The sequence below is a fragment of the Pseudomonas baetica genome (assembly GCF_019733355.1).
Taxonomy (GTDB): Bacteria; Pseudomonadota; Gammaproteobacteria; order Pseudomonadales; family Pseudomonadaceae; genus Aquipseudomonas; species Aquipseudomonas baetica_A.
In genome coordinates this window covers 40,169-60,745 of the sequence record NZ_JAIHLQ010000013.1, presented here as the reverse complement: position 1 = coordinate 60,745, position 20,577 = coordinate 40,169, and the positions used below count along the sequence as shown (strand labels likewise).

The 20,577-nt window shown below is 59.4% G+C and carries 16 protein-coding genes and 1 pseudogene; 16 read left to right on the top strand and 1 reads right to left on the bottom strand.

The window, feature by feature from the left end:
- Positions 1-56: 56 nt before the first annotated feature.
- The 16 genes and pseudogenes from glnE to K5E40_RS13735 all read left to right on the top strand — a co-directional run bounded on the left by glnE (position 57) and on the right by K5E40_RS13735 (position 18,576).
- A complete protein-coding gene (gene glnE, locus K5E40_RS13805) occupies positions 57-2,996 on the top strand; it encodes a bifunctional [glutamate--ammonia ligase]-adenylyl-L-tyrosine phosphorylase/[glutamate--ammonia-ligase] adenylyltransferase (RefSeq protein WP_221731251.1) in 2,940 nt (979 codons plus the stop codon).
- Between the two features lie 237 nt (positions 2,997-3,233).
- The gene (gene waaF / locus K5E40_RS13800; protein WP_221731250.1) at positions 3,234-4,268 is read left to right on the top strand and encodes a lipopolysaccharide heptosyltransferase II; all 1,035 of its coding nucleotides are present in this window, start codon (positions 3,234-3,236) and stop codon (positions 4,266-4,268) included.
- A gap of 1 nt (position 4,269) precedes the next feature.
- On the top strand, positions 4,270-5,331 hold the full coding sequence (waaC, locus tag K5E40_RS13795; protein WP_221731249.1) for a lipopolysaccharide heptosyltransferase I: 1,062 nt from the start codon (positions 4,270-4,272) through the stop codon (positions 5,329-5,331).
- The gene (locus K5E40_RS13790) at positions 5,331-6,452 is read left to right on the top strand and encodes a glycosyltransferase family 4 protein (RefSeq protein WP_221731248.1); all 1,122 of its coding nucleotides are present in this window, start codon (positions 5,331-5,333) and stop codon (positions 6,450-6,452) included. Before waaC ends, K5E40_RS13790 begins: the two co-directional genes overlap by 1 nt.
- Positions 6,453-7,259 carry a lipopolysaccharide core heptose(I) kinase RfaP gene (gene rfaP, locus K5E40_RS13785; RefSeq protein ID WP_221731247.1) on the top strand — a complete coding sequence of 269 codons (807 nt, stop codon included), beginning with the start codon at positions 6,453-6,455 and terminating at the stop codon, positions 7,257-7,259. It begins immediately after the preceding gene.
- On the top strand, positions 7,259-7,993 hold the full coding sequence (locus K5E40_RS13780; RefSeq protein ID WP_221731246.1) for a lipopolysaccharide kinase InaA family protein: 735 nt from the start codon (positions 7,259-7,261) through the stop codon (positions 7,991-7,993). Before rfaP ends, K5E40_RS13780 begins: the two co-directional genes overlap by 1 nt.
- Positions 7,990-8,742 (top strand): lipopolysaccharide kinase InaA family protein, encoded by a 753-nt coding sequence (locus K5E40_RS13775; protein ID WP_221731245.1) that lies wholly within the window; start codon positions 7,990-7,992, stop codon positions 8,740-8,742. The genes K5E40_RS13780 and K5E40_RS13775 overlap by 4 nt, the downstream gene beginning before the upstream one ends.
- Positions 8,742-10,193 (top strand): lipopolysaccharide kinase InaA family protein, encoded by a 1,452-nt coding sequence (locus K5E40_RS13770; RefSeq protein WP_221731244.1) that lies wholly within the window; start codon positions 8,742-8,744, stop codon positions 10,191-10,193. The genes K5E40_RS13775 and K5E40_RS13770 overlap by 1 nt, the downstream gene beginning before the upstream one ends.
- Before the next feature lie 220 nt (positions 10,194-10,413).
- The gene (locus K5E40_RS13765; protein ID WP_221731243.1) at positions 10,414-10,749 is read left to right on the top strand and encodes a YceK/YidQ family lipoprotein; all 336 of its coding nucleotides are present in this window, start codon (positions 10,414-10,416) and stop codon (positions 10,747-10,749) included.
- 172 nt (positions 10,750-10,921) lie between these two features.
- Positions 10,922-12,679, top strand: coding sequence for a carbamoyltransferase (locus tag K5E40_RS13760; RefSeq protein WP_221731242.1), 1,758 nt, complete (start codon positions 10,922-10,924; stop codon positions 12,677-12,679).
- On the top strand, positions 12,663-13,793 hold the full coding sequence (locus K5E40_RS13755) for a glycosyltransferase (RefSeq protein ID WP_221731241.1): 1,131 nt from the start codon (positions 12,663-12,665) through the stop codon (positions 13,791-13,793). The genes K5E40_RS13760 and K5E40_RS13755 overlap by 17 nt, the downstream gene beginning before the upstream one ends.
- Positions 13,793-14,689 (top strand): antimicrobial resistance protein Mig-14, encoded by an 897-nt coding sequence (locus tag K5E40_RS13750; protein ID WP_221731240.1) that lies wholly within the window; start codon positions 13,793-13,795, stop codon positions 14,687-14,689. The genes K5E40_RS13755 and K5E40_RS13750 overlap by 1 nt, the downstream gene beginning before the upstream one ends.
- A gap of 8 nt (positions 14,690-14,697) precedes the next feature.
- Positions 14,698-16,128, top strand: a complete 1,431-nt coding sequence (locus K5E40_RS13745) for a PIG-L deacetylase family protein (protein ID WP_221731239.1) — start codon at positions 14,698-14,700, stop codon at positions 16,126-16,128.
- 26 nt (positions 16,129-16,154) lie between these two features.
- Positions 16,155-16,518, top strand: a pseudogene (locus K5E40_RS35015) (hypothetical protein); the annotation flags it as partial.
- Positions 16,502-17,659: a glycosyltransferase family 4 protein gene (locus tag K5E40_RS13740; protein WP_221731238.1), complete on the top strand. Its 1,158-nt coding sequence runs from the start codon at positions 16,502-16,504 to the stop codon at positions 17,657-17,659. The pseudogene K5E40_RS35015 and the gene K5E40_RS13740, both read left to right, overlap by 17 nt.
- Positions 17,660-17,673: 14 nt before the next feature.
- The gene (locus K5E40_RS13735; protein WP_221731335.1) at positions 17,674-18,576 is read left to right on the top strand and encodes a glycosyltransferase; all 903 of its coding nucleotides are present in this window, start codon (positions 17,674-17,676) and stop codon (positions 18,574-18,576) included.
- 79 nt (positions 18,577-18,655) lie between these two features.
- On the opposite strand, the gene K5E40_RS13730 is transcribed toward K5E40_RS13735, so the two are convergent.
- Complete coding sequence (locus K5E40_RS13730) at positions 18,656-20,518, bottom strand: bifunctional O-antigen ligase/aminoglycoside phosphotransferase family protein (RefSeq protein WP_221731237.1); 1,863 nt, start codon at positions 20,516-20,518, stop codon at positions 18,656-18,658.
- Between the last annotated feature and the right edge of the window lie 59 nt (positions 20,519-20,577).

Here is a 20,577-nt window from a genome sequence, read left to right as displayed (position 1 = left end):
GCGGGTTTTCATTATTCACTACAAACGGCCATTTCCACGCCGATCAAGGATAGACCATGACCCTGCCCGTGCTTGCCGAACTGCCCGCCATTCTCCTGCCGTTGGTCAGCCGATCCGAGCAGTCGTTGCGTACGGCCGTCGCTTCGCTGGAAGACGATCGCGGCTTCTCGACCTGGACGCCTGAGCGCTGGGCGCAATTCGCTCGCGTCACCGCGGCCAGCGAGTTTGTCATTGAACAGAGCGTTCGTGACCCTTTGATGTTGCTGTCGCTGGTGCAATCCGGCGAACTCGACCGCTCCTATGCGCCGGGTGAACTGTGCACGCAGATTGCTACTGCCGTAAATGCTGCGCAGACCGAAGATGAGCTCGGACGCGTGTTGCGTCGTCAACGTGCGCGCCATCAAGTGCGGATCATCTGGCGTGACCTGACCCGTCAGGCCAACCTGGTGCAGACCTGTCGCGACCTTTCGGACATGGCCGACGCCAGCATCGACCAAGCTTATCAATGGCTGTACAGCCGCCATTGCCAGCAATTTGGCACGCCGACCGGGCGTCGCAGCGGCGAGCCGCAGCAAATGGTCATCCTCGGCATGGGCAAGCTCGGCGCGGTCGAGCTTAACCTGTCCTCGGACATCGACCTGATCTTCGCCTACCCCGAGGGCGGCGAAACCGTCGGCGTGAAGCGCGCGCTGGATAACCAGGAATTTTTCATCCGCCTCGGTCAGCGTCTGATCAAGGCCCTCGATCCGATGACCGTCGATGGCTTCGTGTTCCGCGTCGACATGCGCCTGCGCCCTTACGGTTCGTCCGGCGCGCTGGTGCTGAGCTTCAACGCACTGGAGCAGTATTACCAGGATCAGGGCCGCGACTGGGAGCGCTACGCGATGATCAAGGCGCGGGTGGTGGCCGGTGATCAAGTGGCCGGTGAGCAGTTGCTCGACATGCTGCGGCCGTTCGTTTACCGGCGTTATCTGGATTTCTCGGCGATCGAAGCACTGCGCACCATGAAGCAGTTGATCCAGCAGGAAGTGAGGCGCAAAGGCATGGCCGACAACATCAAGCTGGGCTCGGGTGGCATCCGCGAGGTGGAGTTCATCGCCCAGGCCTTTCAACTGATTCACGGTGGCCGCGATCTGAGTCTGCAACAGCGTCCTCTATTAAAGGTGCTGAGCACGCTGGAAGGGCAGGGGTACTTGCCGCCAGCGGTGATCAGCGAGTTGCGCGAAGGTTACGAATTCTTGCGTTACACCGAACACGCGATTCAGGCGATTGCGGACCGCCAGACCCAGATGCTGCCGGACGGCGCTCAGGATCAGGCGCGAATTGCTTTCATGCTCGGGTTTGCTGACTGGGCGTCTTTCCACGAAAAACTGATGTTCTGGCGCGGCCGCGTGGCCTGGCACTTTGCGCAGGTGATCGCCGATCCCGATGAGGAAGAGGGCGCCGAAAGCGAAGTGGTGGTGGGCGGTGAATGGCTGCCGTTGTGGGAAGAGGCGCAGGACGAAGAGGCGGCGTGCCGTCAGTTGGAAGAGGGCGGGTTTCGCGATGCGAGCAAAGCGCTGAAGGCACTGGCGAGTCTGCGCGGCAGTCCGCAATTGCGCGCGATGCAGCGATTGGGGCGTGAGCGTCTCGATGCGTTTATTCCGCGTTTGCTCGCCCAAGCGGTCGAGCATGACAACCCGGATCTGGTGCTTGAACGTGTGCTGCCACTGGTGGAGGCCGTTGCCCGGCGTTCGGCTTATTTAGTGTTGCTGACCGAAAACCCCGGCGCGCTGCGCCGTTTGCTGACGCTGTGTGCGGCGAGCCCGTGGATTGCCGAGCAGATCACCCGTTTCCCGCTGCTGCTTGACGAATTGCTCAACGAAGGTCGGCTGTTCAAGCCGCCGCTGGCGCCGGAATTGGCCGCTGAGTTGCGCGAGCGTCTGACGCGAATTCCCGAAGACGACCTTGAGCAACAAATGGAAGCCCTGCGCCACTTCAAACTGGCGCACCGCTTGCGCGTCGCGGCTTCGGAAATCGCCGGCAGTTTACCGCTGATGAAAGTCAGTGATTACCTGACCTGGTTGGCCGAGGCCATTCTCGAACAAGTGCTGGCCCTGGCCTGGCGTCAAACGATCGCCAAATACGGCACGCCGCTGCGCACCGACGGCACCTTGTGCGATCCCGGCTTCATCATTGTCGGTTATGGCAAAGTCGGCGGTCTGGAGTTGGGGCATGGTTCCGATCTGGATCTGGTGTTCATCCATGACGGCGACCCGCAGGCCGAAACCGATGGTCCGAAACCGATTGATGGGGCGCAGTTCTTCACCCGACTCGGCCAGCGGATCATTCACTTGCTGACGGCGCAGACCAACTCCGGCCAGCTCTATGAAGTGGACATGCGTCTGCGTCCGTCCGGTGCGTCCGGGCTGTTGGTGAGTTCGCTCGGCGCGTTTGCCCGCTATCAGGAAAATGAAGCATGGACGTGGGAACATCAGGCTTTGGTGCGCGCTCGGGTGTTGGTCGGCAGCCAGGATGTCGGTCAGGCCTTCGAGAAAGTCCGCGCTCAAGTGTTGGGTAAAGCGCGGGATCTGGCGAAGCTGCAACAGGAAGTCAGCGAAATGCGTGCGAAGATGCGCGACAACCTCGGCAGCAAGAGCACCGCGGCCGGTACGGCGGCAAATGCCTTCGAGGCCACGGCGCCGTTCGACCTCAAGCAGGACGCCGGAGGTATCGTCGATATTGAATTTATGGTGCAATACGCGGCCCTGGCGTGGTCGCAAAGCCATCCGCCACTGCTGCGCTGGACCGATAACATCCGCATTCTGGAAGAGCTGGAACACGAAGGGCTGATGCCTGCCAAAGATGCCAGCCTGTTGCGTGAGGCGTATAAAGCCTACCGCTCCGCCGCCCACCGACAGGCATTGCAGAAGGATGCCGGGGTGATCCCGGGTGACCAGTTTGCCGATGAACGTCGGCAGGTAGTGCGGATCTGGCGCGAGTTGGGGCTAAGCTGAAGTGCGCCAATAATGAGATTCAAAAGTGGGAGCGAGCCTGCTCCCACAGTGATCTGCGGTGAGCCGCAGATATGTGAACAGATGCAAAACCCTGTAGGAGCGAGCCTGCTCGCGATAGTGGAGTGACACTCGACAGTCATGTTGAAGGTAATGACCCATCGCAAGCCGCCGGTGTTCCTGCTGTGATTCTCGAGGCGGGGAGGCGTAATGCCTCCCCGGTTCGTTTTTGGAAACCACATGAATATTCTGATCGTTGGGCCCAGTTGGGTCGGTGACATGGTGATGGCGCAGACACTGTTTCAGTGTCTCAAGCAACGCCACCCGCAATGCGAAATCGACGTACTGGCCCCTGAGTGGAGCCGGCCGATCCTTGAGCGCATGCCGCAAGTGCGCAAGGCCTTGAGCTTTCCGCTCGGCCACGGCGCGCTGGAATTGGCGACGCGTCGGCGTATCGGTAAATCTCTGGCCGGTCAGTACGATCAGGCGATCCTGTTGCCCAACTCGCTGAAGTCGGCGCTGGTGCCGTTTTTTGCCGGCATCAAGACACGTACCGGTTGGCGCGGCGAGTTCCGCTACGGCCTGCTCAACGACGTGCGCACTCTCGACAAAGAGCGTTATCCGCTGATGATCGAGCGCTTCATGGCTCTGGCTTATGACGCGAACGCCGAGCTGCCAAAACCTTATCCGCGTCCGAGCCTGCAAATCGATCCGGTGAGCCGCGAAGCGGCACTGGCCAAATTTGGCCTGACCCTTGATCGCCCGGTGTTGGCCTTGTGCCCCGGCGCCGAGTTCGGCGAGTCCAAGCGCTGGCCGTCGGAGCATTACGCCAAGGTTGCCGAGGCGCGCATTCGTGAGGGCTGGCAGGTGTGGCTGTTCGGTTCGAAGAACGATCATGCGGTGGGCGAAGACATTCGCGCGCGACTGATTCCCGGCTTGCGTGAGGAATCGGTGAACCTCAGCGGTGACACGTCCTTGGCCGAGGCTATCGATTTGATGTCCTGCGCCGATTCGGTGGTGTCCAACGACTCCGGTCTGATGCACGTCGCCGCCGCGCTGAACCGGCCATTGGTGGCGGTCTACGGTTCGACTTCGCCAGGCTTTACTCCGCCGTTGGCTGAGCATGTCGAAGTCGTCCGTCTGGGCCTCGAATGCAGCCCGTGCTTCGACCGCACTTGCCGGTTCGGCCATTACAACTGCCTGCGCCAATTGATGCCGGACGCGGTCAACGATGCTTTGCAGAAATTGCAGGGCTCTGTGGTCGAGGTTCATTAAGTTGCGGGTATTGCTGATCAAGACTTCATCGCTGGGCGACGTGATTCACGCGTTGCCGGCGCTGACCGACGCAGCTCGGGCGATTCCCGGGATCAAGTTCGACTGGGTGGTGGAAGAAGGCTTCGCCGAGATTCCGACCTGGCACCCGGCCGTTGGCAAGGTGATTCCGGTGGCGATCCGCCGCTGGCGCAAAAATCTCTGGCAGACCCTCAAGAGCGGCGAGTGGAAACGCTTCAAGCAAAGCGTGCGCGCGAGCAAGTACGACTTGGTGATCGACGCCCAGGGCCTGCTGAAAAGTGCCTGGCTGACTCGCTACGTCAAGGCACCTGTGGCCGGTCTCGATAAAGGTTCAGCGCGTGAACCGATCGCGGCGCGTTTTTATGATCGAAAGCTCGCCGTGGCGCGGGGGCAGCACGCCGTTGAGCGGGTGCGTCAGCTGTTCGCCATCGCCCTCGGTTATGACCTGCCCAAGGGCCTGGGCGATTACGGCCTGAGTGTCGAGCGACTGGTGGAGTTGCCGCGCAAGAGTGCTTTCGTGGTGTTCCTCCATGGCACGACGTGGGACACCAAACACTGGCCGGAAGCCTATTGGCGTGAGCTGACCGAACGTGTCGGTTACCTCGGCGTCGGCGTGAAGCTGCCGTGGGGCAATCCGCTGGAGAAGGCCCGTGCCGAGCGTATCGCCGCGGGATTCAAGCACGCCGAAGTCTTGCCGAAGCTGAACCTGGCCGGTGTCGGCAAAGTGTTGGCCGGCGCCCAAGCCTGCGTGGCAGTGGACACCGGTCTCGGCCATTTGGCCGCGGCGCTGGATGTCCCAACGATTTCGCTGTTCGGCCCGACCAATCCGGGCCTGACTGGCGCCTATGGCAAAGTGCAGATTCACTTGGCCAGCGACTTTTCGTGCGCGCCGTGCCTGCAAAAGAAATGTACCTACCAACCGACTGCGCAGGATGCCCGTCAGTTTGACCTGAAACGCGAGCAGCCTCTGTGCTTCACGCGTGTGAATCCCGAGCGTGTCGCCAGCCGACTGAGCACGTTGTTAATGGCTGAGGAGCTGCGCTGATGCAATTGGCATTTGTCCTGTACAAGTATTTTCCGTTCGGTGGCTTGCAGCGCGACTTCATGCGCATCGCCCTCGAATGCCAGCAGCGCGGCCACCAGATTCGCGTCTACACCCTGATCTGGGAAGGCGATGTACCGCCCGGTTTCGAAGTGCTGGTGGCGCCGGTCAAGGCGTTCTTCAACCATCGGCGCAACGAAAAGCTCACCGCGTGGATGGAGGCCGATCTGGCCAAGCGGCCGGTGGATCGCCTGATCGGCTTCAACAAAATGCCGGGTCTGGACGTTTACTACGCCGCTGACGGTTGCTTCGAAGACAAGGCGCAGAACCTGCGCAACTCGCTGTATCGCCGCTGGGGCCGCTATCGCCACTTCGCCGAGTATGAGCGTGCGGTGTTCGCCAAAGACGCGAAGACGGAAGTGCTGATGATTTCCGAAGTCCAGCAGCCGTTGTTCATCAAGCATTACGACACGCCGATCGAACGCTTCCATCTGCTGCCGCCGGGCATTGCCCAGGATCGTCGGCGCCCGGCGGATGCCGGTGAGATTCGCGCCGGGTTCCGCGCTGAATTCAACCTCAAGGACGACGATCTGCTGCTGGTGCAGATCGGCTCCGGGTTCAAGACCAAGGGCGTGGATCGCAGCCTCAAGGCGCTGGCCGCGTTGCCCGCTGAGCTGAAGAAACGTACCCGGCTGTTTGTAATCGGCCAGGATGACCCCAAGTTGTTCCAGATGCAGAGTGCAACTTTGGGCCTGGGCGACAACGTGACGTTTCTCAAGGGCCGCAGCGATATCCCGCGGTTCCTGCTCGGCGCCGATCTGTTGATCCACCCGGCGTACAACGAAAACACGGGCACGGTGCTGCTCGAAGCGCTGGTGGCCGGTTTGCCGGTGCTGGTCAGCGCGGTCTGCGGTTACGCCCATTACATCGCTGAGGCGGATGCCGGGCGGGTGCTGGACGAGCCGTTGGAACAGGCGCAACTGACGCAGTACCTGGCCGATATGTTGAACGACGATGCTGCACGCGCGGCCTGGAGCCGCAACGGTGTGGCCTTCGCCGAGACGGCCGACCTTTACAGCATGCCGCAGCACGCGGCCGATGTGATTCTGGCGGAGCACGCTTAAATGAAGTTGATGCTGGCTGAACCGTTCAAGAGCCTCTGGGCTGGACGCGACCCGTTCACTGAAGTCGAAGGCTTGCAGGGCGAGGTTTACCGCGAGCTGGAAGCCCGCCGGACATTACGCACGGAAGTCGACGGCAACGGATTTTTCGTCAAAATCCACCGCGGCATCGGCTGGGGCGAGATCTTCAAGAACCTGCTGACCGCCAAGCTGCCGGTGCTCGGCGCCGGTCAGGAGTGGAAGGCCATCCAGCGTTTGCAGGAAGTCGGCGTGCCAACCATGACCGCCGTTGCCTACGGCGAGAAGGGCAGCAACCCGGCCGATCAACACTCGTTTATCGTCACCGAAGAGCTGGCGCCGACTATCAGTCTGGAAGACTTCAGCATCGACTGGGTCAAGCAGCCACCGCAGCCGAAACTCAAGCAGGCGCTGATCGCCGAGGTGGCGCGGATGACCGGCATGATGCACCGTGCCGGCGTCAATCACCGCGACTGCTACATCTGCCACTTCCTGCTGCACACCGACAAACCGGTGACTGCCGAGGACTTCAAGCTCTCGGTGATCGACCTGCACCGTGCCCAGACCCGCGCGAAGATCACTCAGCGCTGGCGCAACAAGGATCTGGCGGCGCTGTACTTTTCCGCACTGGACATCGGTCTGACTCGTCGCGACAAACTGCGCTTTCTCAAAGGCTATTTCCAGCAACCGCTGCGCCAGATTCTGGCTGAAGAAGCGCCGTTGCTGAGCTGGCTGGAAGGCAAGGCCAACAAACTCTACGAGCGAAAGCAGCGTTACGGGGATGCGCTCTGATGGCGGGTTGGACTCTTGAGCCGCAATACAGTCATCTCGCCGAAGATTTCGGCAGCCTCGAAGCCGTATTTGCCCTGCAAGGCGAGCGCCTGACCCGCGATCCGCTGTCCGAGGTCATTCGCGTACAGCGCAATGGCGTCAACTATTACGTCAAACGCTACGTCGGCGCCGGTAAAGGCTTGCGCCGGTATCTTGGCAAGCCGCGGGTGAAGATGGAGTGGCAGAATCTCAAGCGCTTCGCCAAGTGGGACATTCCCACTGCCGAAGTGGTGGCTTGGGGGCTGGAGCGCCGTGGCGCGGCTTACGATCGAGGGGCGATGATCACTCGCGAGCTGGACAACACTGAAGACCTCTCGGCACTCGCCGAGCGCAAGGATCCGAAACTCAAGGATCGTGCCTGGGTCGATGGCGTCAGCCGGCAATTGGCCGCTTATACCCGCACGATGCACGATCACCGTTTTACCCATAACGATCTGAAATGGCGCAACCTGTTGATCGACGACCAAGCGCGCATATTTCTCATCGATTGCCCCAATGGCGAGTTCTGGCGCGGCTTCTGGCTCAAATATCGGATCACCAAGGATCTGGCCTGTCTCGACAAGCTCGCCAAATATCACCTGTCCAATACCCAGCGCCTGCGTTTCTATAAGCAATACCGCCAGTGCGACCGGCTGAATGCGGCCGATAAGAAACGGATTCGGCACGTGGTGAGATTTTTCGAGGGACGTGAATGACTGATTTTCTGGCCGAAGAAGACCGTGCGCTGCTTGAGCGCCATGGCCTGGGCACTTTTGACGCGCTGTGGGCCAAGCAGTTGGAAGCGGTAGATGAACCGAATACGGCCCGTGGCGGCTGGAGCAGTGTTTTCCGTCTGGATCTGGAAGGGCAGGGTTACTACCTTAAACGCCAGAGCAATTACCTGACGCGCACCCTGCATGCGCCCTTTGGCGAGCCAAGCTTTGCGCGCGAGTTTCGTAATATCAGCCGATATCGCAAGTTGGGCATTCCCGCGCTGCAAGCGGCTTTTTTCGGTGAGCGCAAAGTCGATGGTGAAGTGCGGGCGATCCTGTTGACGCGCGCGCTGGACGGCTGGAACGATCTGGAATCGCTGCTCGCGAGCTGGTCACAGCTCAGCACCGCCCAGCATTCGGCCATCCTCAAGGCCTGCGGGCTGCTGGCTCGGCATCTGCACGGCGTGCGTCAGGTGCATGGCTGCTTCTACCCCAAACACATTTTTCTGCGGGCCACCGGTGACGGGTATCAGGCGCAACTGATCGACCTGGAGAAAACCCGGCCGTTGTTGTTCGGCATGCGTGACCGGATCAAGGATCTGGAGCCCCTGCAACGTCGCGCAACGGCGTGGGGCGAGCCGCAACTGCGTGAATTGCTGGCGGCTTATCTTGATCAACCGACCACCAGTACGCTGCTCGATCATTGGCTCGTCCGTCTGACCGCGCGCCGCAGTCACAAGGAGACTCGCTGATGCAATTGTCCGAGCTGGCCGGTGCCGGGCGAACCCCGCAACTGCCACTGACGGTGACCCTGGCCGATGCGGCCGGTGTTGCGGATTTGCAGTTGCTGAGTCTGCTGCGGGTCTTGCCGGGGCAGCGCTACGTCGGCGCTGGTGTCTGGCGCGGCCGGCCAGTGCTGGCCAAATTGCTGGTCGGGAGCAAGGCGTCCCGGCATTTTCAGCGTGAGCTGGACGGCGTGCGCTTGCTGGCCGCCCAAGGCATGACCACGCCGTTGCTGTTGGCCGATGGCTTGAAGGACGGTGAGGGTGGCTGGCTGTTGTTCGAGTTCCTTGAAGGCGCCGAAAGCCTTGGCGATGCCTGGGCGAAAGTCGAGTCGCTGCCGGTGCTGGCGGATGAACAGTCGGCGGTGCTGGCCGAGGCGCTTGGCGCCATTGGCGAGCTGCACGGCAAGGGGCTCTGGCAGGAAGATTTGCATCTGGACAATCTGCTGCGTCACGGCGGTCAGTTGTACTTGATCGACGGTGCTGGCATGTGTGTGGAAACCGCCGGTCAGCCGTTGTCGCGACAAAAGGTTCTGGAAAATCTCGGGGTGTTTTCCGCCCAGTTGCCCAAGGCGCTGGAGCCGTTTACCGAAGAACTGTTGGTGTATTACTTGCTGAGCAACAGCGAGCACGCGCTGCCGCTGGAAGCCTTGCAGAAACAGATCGACAAGGTGCGCCGCTGGCGTCTGAAGGATTACCTGATCAAGGTCGGCCGTGAATGCACGCTGTTTGCCGTCCGGCGTGGTGCGTTCGGCTTGCGCGCAGTCCGTCGCGAGGAAGAGGCGGCGATGGTGCCGGTGCTTGAGCAGGCCGATGCGTTGCTTGATAAGGGGCATCTCTACAAGACTGGCGGCGCCGCGAGCGTCGGCAAGGTCGAAGTTGGCGCCCGCACGCTGGTGATCAAACGCTACAACATCAAGGGATTTGCCCATTGGCTCAAGCGGTTCTGGCGCCCGAGTCGTGCCTGGCATTCGTGGCGCGAAGGCAATCGCCTGGCTTTTCTCGGTATTGCCACGCCCAAACCACTGGCAGTGCTGGAGAAACGCTTCCTCTGGTTGCGCAGTCGCGCCTATCTGGTGACCGAGTTCCTGCCCGGGCCGGACATCATCGAGCGCTTTGCGTCGTACGTTGAAAGTGGCGAGGCGCCGGAGTCCGAGTTGGTGGCGCTGGATCAATTGTTTGCCCGATTGATTGCAGAACGCATCAGTCATGGCGACTTCAAGGGTCATAACCTGTTCTGGCAGGATGATCGCTGGGCGCTGATTGATCTCGACTCCATGTGCCAGCATTCCTCGGTGGGCACCTTTGCCGGGGCTTATGCGCGAGACCGGGCGCGGTTCATGCGTAACTGGCCGCAGAGTAGCGCGCTCTATCAGGTGATCGATCAGCGTTTGCCCAAAGATATTTCCAGCGTTGACTGAATAGATTCTTCGAGCCTTTCGCGAGCAAGCCCCTCCCTTGGAATGCATTTCTCCTGTGGGATCAGGCTTGCTCGCGAAGAGGCCAAAAAACCGCTAAGAACACAGTGTGCGCAACAGCGGACAAGCATCACTGACTTGTCCTACAGCGTCATCAGAAGCCATGAACTGTGCCCGCTGCAGCCCCGATGCTAATTTGCCTGACGACTTCGGAGGGCGAATCTTGACCATAAAACAGGCTGTGACGCTGGGTGCTTTTTCGTGGGTTTTGGCCGGTTGTGGCAGTGCCTTGACCGTATTGCAGGATGATGCCGACGTCGCACGGGACATGCGTAAGCAAAAAACCTACTGCCAGTCCATTCCGCGCATTTACAGTGGGTTGGCGTACGATTTCTGCGTGTTGAACGCACCGCCTGATCCAGGCGGCCATCTTGTCCCGTTCGTGTTGCTGGACTTGCCCTTGTCCGGGGTGTTCGACACCGTTGTGCTGCCTTATACGATTTATCGTCAGGCCACTGAAGGCAATATCGGTATTTACTGGCGCAAGGGCGGTTATTGAGTCTTCTGGCAAGGTTTATCCAAACCATTCGCTGTGGGTCAATTCGCACAGGGTAATTCCCGTCATGTTTACGCTATAATCCCGCCCTTTAGCTGTCTCTCGCCCGGAGTGAGGACACATAAATCTTCAAGGCGCATCGCGCCTGAACGCAGACTAAAGAGGCTAGACCCCTGTGGCATTGACGATTCTTGGCCTGTCCGGCGCCCTTAGCCATGATCCTTCAGCCGCCTTGTACATCGACGGCAAGCTGGTGGCGGCGGCTGAGGAAGAGCGCTTCGTACGCGATAAGCATGCAAAGAACCGCATGCCCTACGAATCGGCGAAGTTCTGTCTTGAACAGGCCGGTATCAAACCGTCCGATGTTGATGTGGTGGCGATCCCGTTCGCGCCAATCAGCTTGTTCGGCAAGGCGCGCTGGCACTACGCCAAGCGTTACTGGTACGCCCCTGATCGTGCGCTTGATGCAATCCTGATGGGCAACCGTCGCTACAAGCGCTATCGCAACAAGATTGTCTGGTGCCTGGAACAACTGGGTTTTGATCCGAAAAAGATCAAGATCGAGCCGGTCGAACACCATTTGGCTCATGCCTCCAGCGCTTACCACTGCTCCGGTTTCAAAGAGAAAACCGCGATCCTCGGTATCGACGGCAAGGGCGAGTACGCCACGACCTTCTTCGGTTATGGCGAAAACGGCAAGATCCACAAGATCAAGGAATTCTTCGACCCTGACTCCCTCGGCGGCTTGTATGGCGCGATCACCGAGTTCCTCGGTTTCGAGATGCTCGACGGCGAGTTCAAGGTCATGGGCATGGCGCCTTACGGCGATGCCAGCAAATACGATTTCTCGCGCCTGGCTTCGTTCGAAAATGGCGAGTTGGTGATCAATACCGACTACGCTAACGTGATTGGGCTGCGTCGCTACAAAGAGAAGGGCAAAGGTTTCTACTTCTCGCCGAAGCTGATCGAATGGCTCGGGCCGAAACGTGAAGGTGACATCGCTGATGAACCTTACATCCACTACGCCGCGAGCATGCAAGCGCTGTTCGAGAAACTGGCGCTGCAGATGATCGACCATTACTTGGGCGACGTGCTCAAGGAAACCGGCAAACTGGCTTTTGCCGGTGGCTGTGCGTTGAACGTCAAGCTGAACCAGAAAATCATTGCTCGTGACGACATCAAGGAGCTGTTCGTACAACCGGCGTCCGGCGATGCCGGCACCGCGGTCGGCGCAGCCGCCTATGTGTCCCACGCCCGTGGCGTTCCGGTCGAGAAGATGGAACACGTCTACCTCGGCCCGTCTTACAGCAACGAAGACGTGATCGCCGCCTGCGCCCGTCACGAGAGCAAGCCGGTCTGGCGCAAGCTCGACAACATGCCCGAGCAGATTGCCAAAATCATGGTTGACGGCAATCCGGTGGCCTGGTTCCAGGGCCGCATGGAATTCGGTCCGCGTGCGCTGGGTGGCCGTTCGATCATTGGCTGCCCGAGCGTCCCCGGTGTCGCCGACCGCATCAATCATCAGATCAAGTTCCGCGAGCGCTGGAGGCCTTTCTGCCCGTCGATGCTCGACACCGTTGCCCCACAGATGATCAAGATCGATCACCCGGCGCCGTTCATGACCTTTACCTTTGAAGTGGCTGAAGAGTGGAAGACCCGCGTGCCGGAAGTCGTTCACGAAGATGGCACTTCCCGGGCCCAGGTACTCAAGCGCGAATACAACCCGCGCTACTACGACATGATGAAGGCGCTGGAAAACCTGACCGGCAACGGTGTGTCGCTGAACACCTCTTTGAATCGTCGTGGAGAGCCGATGATCTGCTCGCCGACCGACGCGCTGAACATGTTTTTTGGCTCCGATCTGGAATACCTGATCATGGAAGATATTCTGGTAGTCAAAGAAGGCACAAACGCTTATGACACGCTCGGCTGAACGCCATGTGCTGCAGTTCTGTCACGGCTATGACGGGCCGTTCCTCGACTGCGCGCGGCAGTACGCCAGCCTGTTCGCGGGCACAGGCTATCGGGTGACCACGGTCTTTCTGACCGGAGTCGCCGATAGCGAAGTAGCCGCGGCGTGTGCTTCAGATGAAGTGTTGTTCATGGAATACAGTTCCAAGGCTATTCGTGGCCTGAAGCTGGGCGCCATCGGCGATCTGCGAAAGATCGCCGCTTCACGCAACTTCAGTTTCTGTATTGCCCATCGTTTCAAGCCGATTTACATCGCCTTACTGGGTACTTCGCTGCCGGTGATTGGCGTACACCACGCGTTCGACGATTACAAACGCGGCACGCGCAAGCTGTTCGCGCATATTTTTCGTAAGCGCCTGAGTCTGCTCGGGGTGTCTGATGCGGTGCGTGACGATATGCGCCGATATCTGCCGAAGTGGCCAGCAACGCGGATTCAGACGTTGTACAACCGCATCGACGTGGCTGCCTTGCAAGCTTCTCAGATGTCAGCCGGCGAGGCTCGGGAGACACTGGGGCTGGCGGCGGATGCGTTTATCGTCGGTAACGTCGGACGGCTTCACCCGGACAAGGATCAGGCCACGCTGTTGCACGGTTTTGCCGCGGCTTTGCCCGGTCTGCCGGACAACAGCCAGTTAGTGATCCTCGGCGAGGGCCGTCTGGAGCAAGATCTCAAGGAACTGGCTCGCGAGCTGGGTGTTGGCGACCGCGTGATGTTTCTCGGTCAAGTGTCGCAAGCGCGCAATTACTTCCGCGCGTTTGACGTATTTGCCCTGAGTTCTGATCACGAGCCGTTCGGCATGGTGCTGCTGGAGGCGATGGCCGCCGGTGTGCCATTGCTGAGTACTGCGTGTGGTGGGGCAAAGGAAGTGGTTGAAGGCGTGGGCATTCTGTTCCCTATGGGCGATGCCGAACACCTTGCACAAGGCCTGCAACATCTGGCGGGAATGAACGATCAACAGCGTCTTCAGTGCGCCGAGCTGATGCTCGAGCGTTTACGTGAGCGTTTCTCCGACAGCGCGGTGTACGACACCTTCTGGCGTTTGCCGCAAGTTACCGATCTGGCACCGAGGGGCTGATGCTCAACCGATTTCAAGGCTGGCGCGAACGTGGCTGGTCGCCCGTTGACGCCTCCACCTATGCAACAGCCTGGCAGCGTTTTGGCGGCAGCGTCGCGACTCACCCGCTGGTGGTTGAGCGTCTGGCCGATCTGGCCGGTATCCCGGTGCGCTATCTGGCGTGGGAGCAGGACGGTGAAGTCAAAGCCGCGATCCCGACCTGGGGCCGCGATCTGGCCTTGTCCAAGGATGTACTCAAGCGCAGCGGGAAAAAAGGCTTGTTCGACCTCGGCAACGCTGAGTTGATCTTGCCGGCTGCCGCTGATGCTCAGGCTCCATTGCGTCATCGCGCCCGTTATCTGTCGGCGCTCAACGAAAACCGCTTCAGCGGTATGAAGTTGCAGACTGAACAACTGGCCATGGCCCGTACGCCCGAAGAACTGTCGAAGAAATTTCGCTACAACCAGCGCCGCGAATTGCGTCTGCTGGAAGAAGCGGGCGGGGTGGTGCGTCCGGTCGGCGAGTTTTCCAGTGCCGAGTTGGCGGCGATCTACTGCGATCTGTTTCAGCGTCGCTGGGGTTTTCCGGCCACCGGCGCGGCGCGCATGGCGGAGGTCATCGAGCTGTTGCGCGATCTGTTGATCGGCTCGGTGATCTTCCTCAACGACGCGCCGATTGCGATTCAACTGGTCTATCGCGTTGAAGCGCCGCAATGGATCAGTGTTGAGTACGTCAATGGTGGCGTTGATCCCCAGACCCGTGAATTCAGTCCCGGTAGTGTACTGAGCTTCCTCAATACGCAAAGCGCCTGGGAGCATGCTCGGGCGCTGGACAAACCGATGCGTTTTTCTTTCGGTCGTGCCGACCGTGAATATAAGGATCGGTGGTGCAATCCTGTGCCGGTGTTCACCGTATGAGTCAGCCCATGAGCCGTAAACAGCAATTGCTCAAACGCCACCGGCGCAACAAGCGTATCGCTCTGCTGGTGGCGCTGATCGTAATGATCTCAGTCGGCGTGCTGGTTGCTTGGTGGCTGCCATTGTTGCTCGCGGTGGTCGGCTGGATCGCCCATGAGGCCTGGTTTGCCGATCATCTGTTCTATTCGCCGAAAGACGATTATCAGTACAGCTTTCCACCATTCACACCACAACCCAAGGTTCATTTGAACGGCGAACAGTTGCGTTTGGATGACGGCGTGATGCTGGTGGATGATGCCACGTTGATTCTGCAGGTGCGGGTCAAAAGCACTTGGCTGGGACGTTTCCTTGACCCTCGGATCGAGTTGGTCGGTGGCGCTCACCCTGATTCGCAAACCTTCGAGCGTGGCGTCAGCGGCCAGCGTTATCTGAACCTCAGTGGTCATGCACACACCCTTTCGCAGGGGCGGCTGCGCTTGCGGGGGCGTTTCTGCCGGGTGGCCGGCAAGGCGGTCCTGTGGGTGCTGGAGCAGCCGGATTATCGTCGTCAGCGCGTGATGGTGATCGCGCCGCATGCGGACGACGCTGAACTGGCGGCCTACGGTTTGTATAGTCAGGCCGACGAAGCCTGGATTGTCACCCTGACGGCTGGTGAGATCGAAGCCGAACATTATCAGCAGATGGGCATGAACAAGGTCGAGGCTGCCAGGCTCAAGGGCCGTCTGCGCGCCTGGGACAGTCTGGCCGTGCCGCGTTGGGCCGGTGTGCCGCAGGAGCACTGCGTGCAGCTCGGCTATTTCTGTCTGCAACTGGCAGCGATGCAAGCCGCGCCGAATCAGTCCGTGGGCTCGCGTGAAGCCGATCTGAATGACACGCGACTGTTTCGTCAGTTGAACCCGTTCACCTTGCCCGGTGATGCCGACGGTGCGCCGACCTGGAACAATCTGCTGGCTGACCTGCGTGAGGTTCTGTTGCGCGCACGCCCGGATGTGATCGTGCTGCCGCACCCGACGCTGGATCCGCATCCCGACCACATCTGCGCCCAGCAAGCCGTGGTTGAAGCCTTGAGCCATCTTGACTGGCAACCGACGCTGCTCGGTTACGCCAACCATCTGCACGACAACGACCGTTGGCCGATGGGCGACACAGGGCAGGGAATTGCGCTGCCGCCGGCCTTCGATCCGGCCGTTCCGATGCAGCCACTGTGTCTGCCTCTGTCCATAGAGCAACAACGCGACAAGGCGATGGCGCTCGGCATGATGCATGACTTGCAACCGCCGGCATCACTCAAGCGTCGCCTGCGACGATTGATTCAGTGGCAGTTGGCCAGTAGAGTGCCGTCGGTCTACGGCGAGAATGAATTTTTCAGGAAAGCGGTCAGGCGTCAGGAGTTGTTCTGGCTTCTCAGGCGTGGTGACACTCCTGTTAAGCCGCGTTAATGACATTCGCAGACTGGACTTGCCATCGCCGTTATTTCTCTCCGCATCGACTGGCTGGCTATGGCCTGTTTTCGATTCATGAGCGTCGGGTGGCGGGGCACTTGTATCTGATGTGCAACACCGCGCTCAAGCGCGAGTGGTTCATAAAGATCAAGGACTGGCGGCAACGGTTTACCGATCAGACACATCATGCGATGGACGAAGGCGCATCCAGCCGCATCGGATGGCGATCGTCCATTGTCGTATTCCCATTTCGTTTGCTGAAAACGCAACGAATGGTCTCGATTCTCTCAGCCGAATCAGGCCGAAATCAGGCGCATTGCCGCCGGTCATGCTTGGATCATCAATGCAACGGGTTTCCACGAGGGGTCTTATGAGTCAACGATCTAAGGTCCTGCAACTGCAGCCTGATTACAACATCAAGGCACATGACTTTGCCGATCTCTCCGAGCAGATCGTCAAAGCCCTGCCGACGGATCGCTATGAGGTGACTGCAGCGTTTCTGCGCGGTAAACCCGCACCCGGCGAACCGGTGAGCCGTTCTGATCATTCGGTGTATTTCGAGTTTTCCGATAAGTCGCTTAAAGGTATGCGTCTGCGGGCGATGTGGCAGTTGTACAAGTTCTGCCGCCGTGAAAAGTTCGATGTGGTGATCTGCAATCGCTTCAAACCGGTGAACATGATGTTGACGCTCAATCGTTGGCTGAAGGTGCCGTTGTGCATTGGCATTTCCCACGGTTTCGGCGAATACGACCGCTTTTATCGACGCCGCCAGACCCAGCGCCTGATCGATCGGCACTGGCGGTTCGTCGGTGTCTCACCGGCAGTCAAACAGTACCTGCTCGATTGCGACTGCGGTTTCACCGACCGGAATACTTACGCCATCACCAATGCAATCGACATCGAACAGGCCGAAGGCTTGCAGCATAGCCGCGAGCGAGCGCGCGAACTATTGGGGATCGACTCGAATGTGCGGCTGATCGGCGCGCTGGGGCGGTTGGTATCGGTCAAGGGCCACACTTATCTGTTGCAGGCTTTCGCGGCGTTGAAGGACAAGTATCCGAATACTCAGTTGGCGATCATTGGTGCCGGCCGCCTGCAGGAGCCGTTGGCTGCCGAGATCGAGCAACGGGGTCTGAGTGGTCGTGCGCACCTGCTGGGTTTCAAGGAAAACGCCCTGCAATACGTGCGCGCCTTCGATATCTGGACCATGCCATCGTTGGCCGAAGGTCTGGGCCTGGCACTACTCGAAGGCATGAGCGGTCACCTGCCGGTGATTGCCTCGAACGTACCGGCCATGTTGCCGCTGATCGAAGGTGCCGGTGGTCTGGCGACCATGCCCAAGGACGTACCGAGCCTGGTCGCGGCGCTCGATACCTACCTCGCACTGTCGGATGACGAACTCAAGGCCAAGGGCGAGCAGGCCTACCGTTATCTGCAGGAGCAACACGACATTGAGGTGTTCCGTCAGGCGTACCTGGACCTGATCGACTCCGGCCTGGAACAGGCCCGCAAGGAGCAGCAGCCGTGAGCGAAGGACAAACCATGCGCGAAGAACAAACTGCAAGCGACCGGCAAACACTCGTCACCGTCATCATTGCCTCTTATAACCACGGTCCATACATTGAGGAGAGCATCCTCAGCGTCCTCGACCAGACCTACAAAAACATCGAATTGCTGGTGATCGATGACGGCTCGAAGGACGACAGCGTCGAGCGCATCACTGCGTTGCAGGCGCAGCACGGATTCGATTTTCGCGTGCAGCAGAATCAGGGGCTGACCAATACGCTCAATGGTGCAATCGCGCGTGCCAAGGGCAGCCTGATCGTGCCGTTCGGTTCAGACGACATCATGTACCCTGATCGTATTGCCATCCAGGTGGCCTACATGGACGGTAAGCCGGAAGTGGGAATTTGCGCCGGTAACATCGAGTTGATCGATGCCGACGGCAACCTCTATCCAGAGAAGCGCCAGCGCCGGGATGTGCCATTCCGGCGCCTGGATTTCGATGACATGTTCCTTGAGCGCAAGCCGTACCCACCGGCCCCGACCCTGATGATCCGTCGCGAGGCGCTGGAAGCGGTCGGTGGTTTTGATCCGACGATTCGTCTGGAGGACTTGTTGATCGAGTTGAAGGTGACCCGGGCCGGCTACTTTATCGATGGCCTGAGCGTCGTCATGGCGCGCTACCGCAAGCACGCCACCAATTCGTACAAGAACCATCGCTTCATGATCGAAAACATCCTGCGCACTTACGCGTTGTTCAGTGATCACCCGCTGTACGACGAAGTGCGCTACAGGTTTCTCAGTTCCATGTTCCTCAAAGCGTCCAACCGCGATCGCAAGCTGGCCAGGGAACTGCTGGCGCAGATTCCATTCAAGGCATGGAACAAGAAGACCTGGCGCGGATTGGCGCGGATGTATCTTTCCCCGCTGGAAAAAGACTGAGTCACAAGCCGCTCAGGATCAGTGAGCGGCTTCGTTGGCATGGCAAGTTGATCGTGAATCCGGCGAACCGGCTTCGTCCTCAATGCTCGCTTGTTGGCCCATTGCTTGCCAGCACTTGCTTTTGCAATTTATCCACTGCGGATGGCGACGCCATCGTGGCATATCCCTGTAGCAGCGCATCGAGGTGATCCTCGAACAGCCAGCGTTTGTCTACGGTGTAGCGCTGCATATGGCGCAAATTGCGCTGGCGCAGCGAGTTGCTCAATGCTGAAGGGTAGATGCACAGATCCGCCAGATCGATCAGCCCGAACTCGCCATCCTCCAGCACAAGTACGTTGCCCAAGTGCAATGAGCGGAAATACACGCCTTTTTCATGCAATTGCGCCATGAACTTGCCGAAGCGTTCCACCAGGGCCTGGCGGACAGCGGGAGCGGTGATGCTCTGCAATACCTGGCGCAGCGTGTGCCCTGGCAATGGCGCATAGTGCACGGCACTGCTGCCGTCGTCGAGGCGATACAGGTTCAGGATTTGTGGTGTGGGAATGCCCATTAGACGCAGTTGTTCGCTGTTGACGGCGAAGCGTTCGGAGTACGGGTTGAAACTGCCAGAGGTGTACCAGCGACGACGGCGGAACAGCTTGAGGAAGCTGCCATCGCTCAGGCACAGGACTTTGGGGCCAAGACCGTCTTCTTCAACTATTTGAGCGTCGCTGCTCAGTTGCTGAAAGTTGGCCGGTGCCAGTTTTTGAACCGGTATTGTCAGTAGACGACGTGCGCGCTGATTGATACTCAGCGCAGCGATCAGTGCCAATGGTATCCACAGCAGAAACCAGTGTTCCTTGGGGCGTGAGATGATCCCTCCACCCTCTGTCAGCCCGGCCCCGATGCCGAACACCACCCAGGTCGAAGCGATGATAAGCAACGGCTGCACACGCAAGCGCCAACTGCTCAGCAGTCCCCACGCCTGGAAGAACAGCCATGGCAGCAAACCGAATATCCCTACGTAATAGAGAACACCCAGCACAAAACTGTGCGGTTCCTCGAAGTTCACCCCAAGGCCGGGGTCGACGCTGAGGCTTGCGCTGTAGCCATGGCCGATCCATGGATGCTCGGCCACCTTAAGCAGAACCTGCCGCCAGATTTCCAGCCGGTATGAATCGCCACGCTCAATGATCATTTGCGAAAACACTGTCAGCACGGCAACGCCACTGAGAAACAGTGCCGCTAACAGGCCCAGTGAGCGCCGATTCCAGCAGATCAAGCACAGCCACAAAGCGGCCAGCGTCAGAGCGACCAGTGGGGTTCTGGAGCCGGTGCCGATTACGGCGATAAACATGATCGCCATCGCCGGCACGCTGAGCCACATCATCTGGCGGCGCTTGCAGGTCATGGTCACACTCAGCCAGTAGGCGCTGAAAAAACCGAAGAGATGCGAACTGAGCAGTGGATTGTCGAACGCCCCACCCCCGATCAGGCGCATGCCCGGTTCATACACTCGTGCAAACGTGAACAGAAAGAAAGTCGTGGCAATCAGTGCGACCAATGCGGCGGTGAACAGCAAGGGTTGCAGGATGTCGCTGCGATAGCGCACCAACAGATAGCAACCGACAAACAGCAGCAGTGTATGCAATGGCGGTTTGAGCTTCCCGTCGAAGGGTTCATCCGACGGTCCCCAGGCAAGACTGAGCAAGGCCCAGGCAACGAACACGATGGCTGCGATGAAAATCGGTTCGCCCAGCAGCGCCCTGAGTTCACGAGGGCGCAGGCACAGCGCAATCAGCGCCGGAATGCTGAACAGCCCGTAATACAGTTTGTGAAGCTGACTTCGGCCCGGCAAAAAGAAAAATGCACAGAGGAGCAAGAAATAGCCGGTTGGAAGAATCCACCGGCTAATGAAATCGAAAACTCGATTGGACGTACTGCTGAAGCCGCGAAGTTGCATGCTGTGAGATTCAATCCTGAAGTTGATCGGCCATTCGGGTGATGGCTATTTGATGCTGA

Coding starts and splice junctions, on each gene's coding strand:
- glnE (WP_221731251.1), top strand. CDS start 57: ATGACCCTGCCCGTGCTTGCCGAACTGCCCGCCATTCTCCTGCCGTTG.
- waaF (WP_221731250.1), top strand. CDS start 3,234: ATGAATATTCTGATCGTTGGGCCCAGTTGGGTCGGTGACATGGTGATG.
- rfaP (WP_221731247.1), top strand. CDS start 6,453: ATGAAGTTGATGCTGGCTGAACCGTTCAAGAGCCTCTGGGCTGGACGC.
- K5E40_RS13740 (WP_221731238.1), top strand. CDS start 16,502: ATGAGTCAACGATCTAAGGTCCTGCAACTGCAGCCTGATTACAACATC.
- K5E40_RS13790 (WP_221731248.1), top strand. CDS start 5,331: ATGCAATTGGCATTTGTCCTGTACAAGTATTTTCCGTTCGGTGGCTTG.
- K5E40_RS13745 (WP_221731239.1), top strand. CDS start 14,698: ATGAGCCGTAAACAGCAATTGCTCAAACGCCACCGGCGCAACAAGCGT.
- K5E40_RS13780 (WP_221731246.1), top strand. CDS start 7,259: ATGGCGGGTTGGACTCTTGAGCCGCAATACAGTCATCTCGCCGAAGAT.
- K5E40_RS13735 (WP_221731335.1), top strand. CDS start 17,674: ATGCGCGAAGAACAAACTGCAAGCGACCGGCAAACACTCGTCACCGTC.
- K5E40_RS13775 (WP_221731245.1), top strand. CDS start 7,990: ATGACTGATTTTCTGGCCGAAGAAGACCGTGCGCTGCTTGAGCGCCAT.
- K5E40_RS13755 (WP_221731241.1), top strand. CDS start 12,663: ATGACACGCTCGGCTGAACGCCATGTGCTGCAGTTCTGTCACGGCTAT.
- K5E40_RS13750 (WP_221731240.1), top strand. CDS start 13,793: ATGCTCAACCGATTTCAAGGCTGGCGCGAACGTGGCTGGTCGCCCGTT.
- K5E40_RS13770 (WP_221731244.1), top strand. CDS start 8,742: ATGCAATTGTCCGAGCTGGCCGGTGCCGGGCGAACCCCGCAACTGCCA.
- K5E40_RS13730 (WP_221731237.1), bottom strand. CDS start 20,518: ATGCAACTTCGCGGCTTCAGCAGTACGTCCAATCGAGTTTTCGATTTC.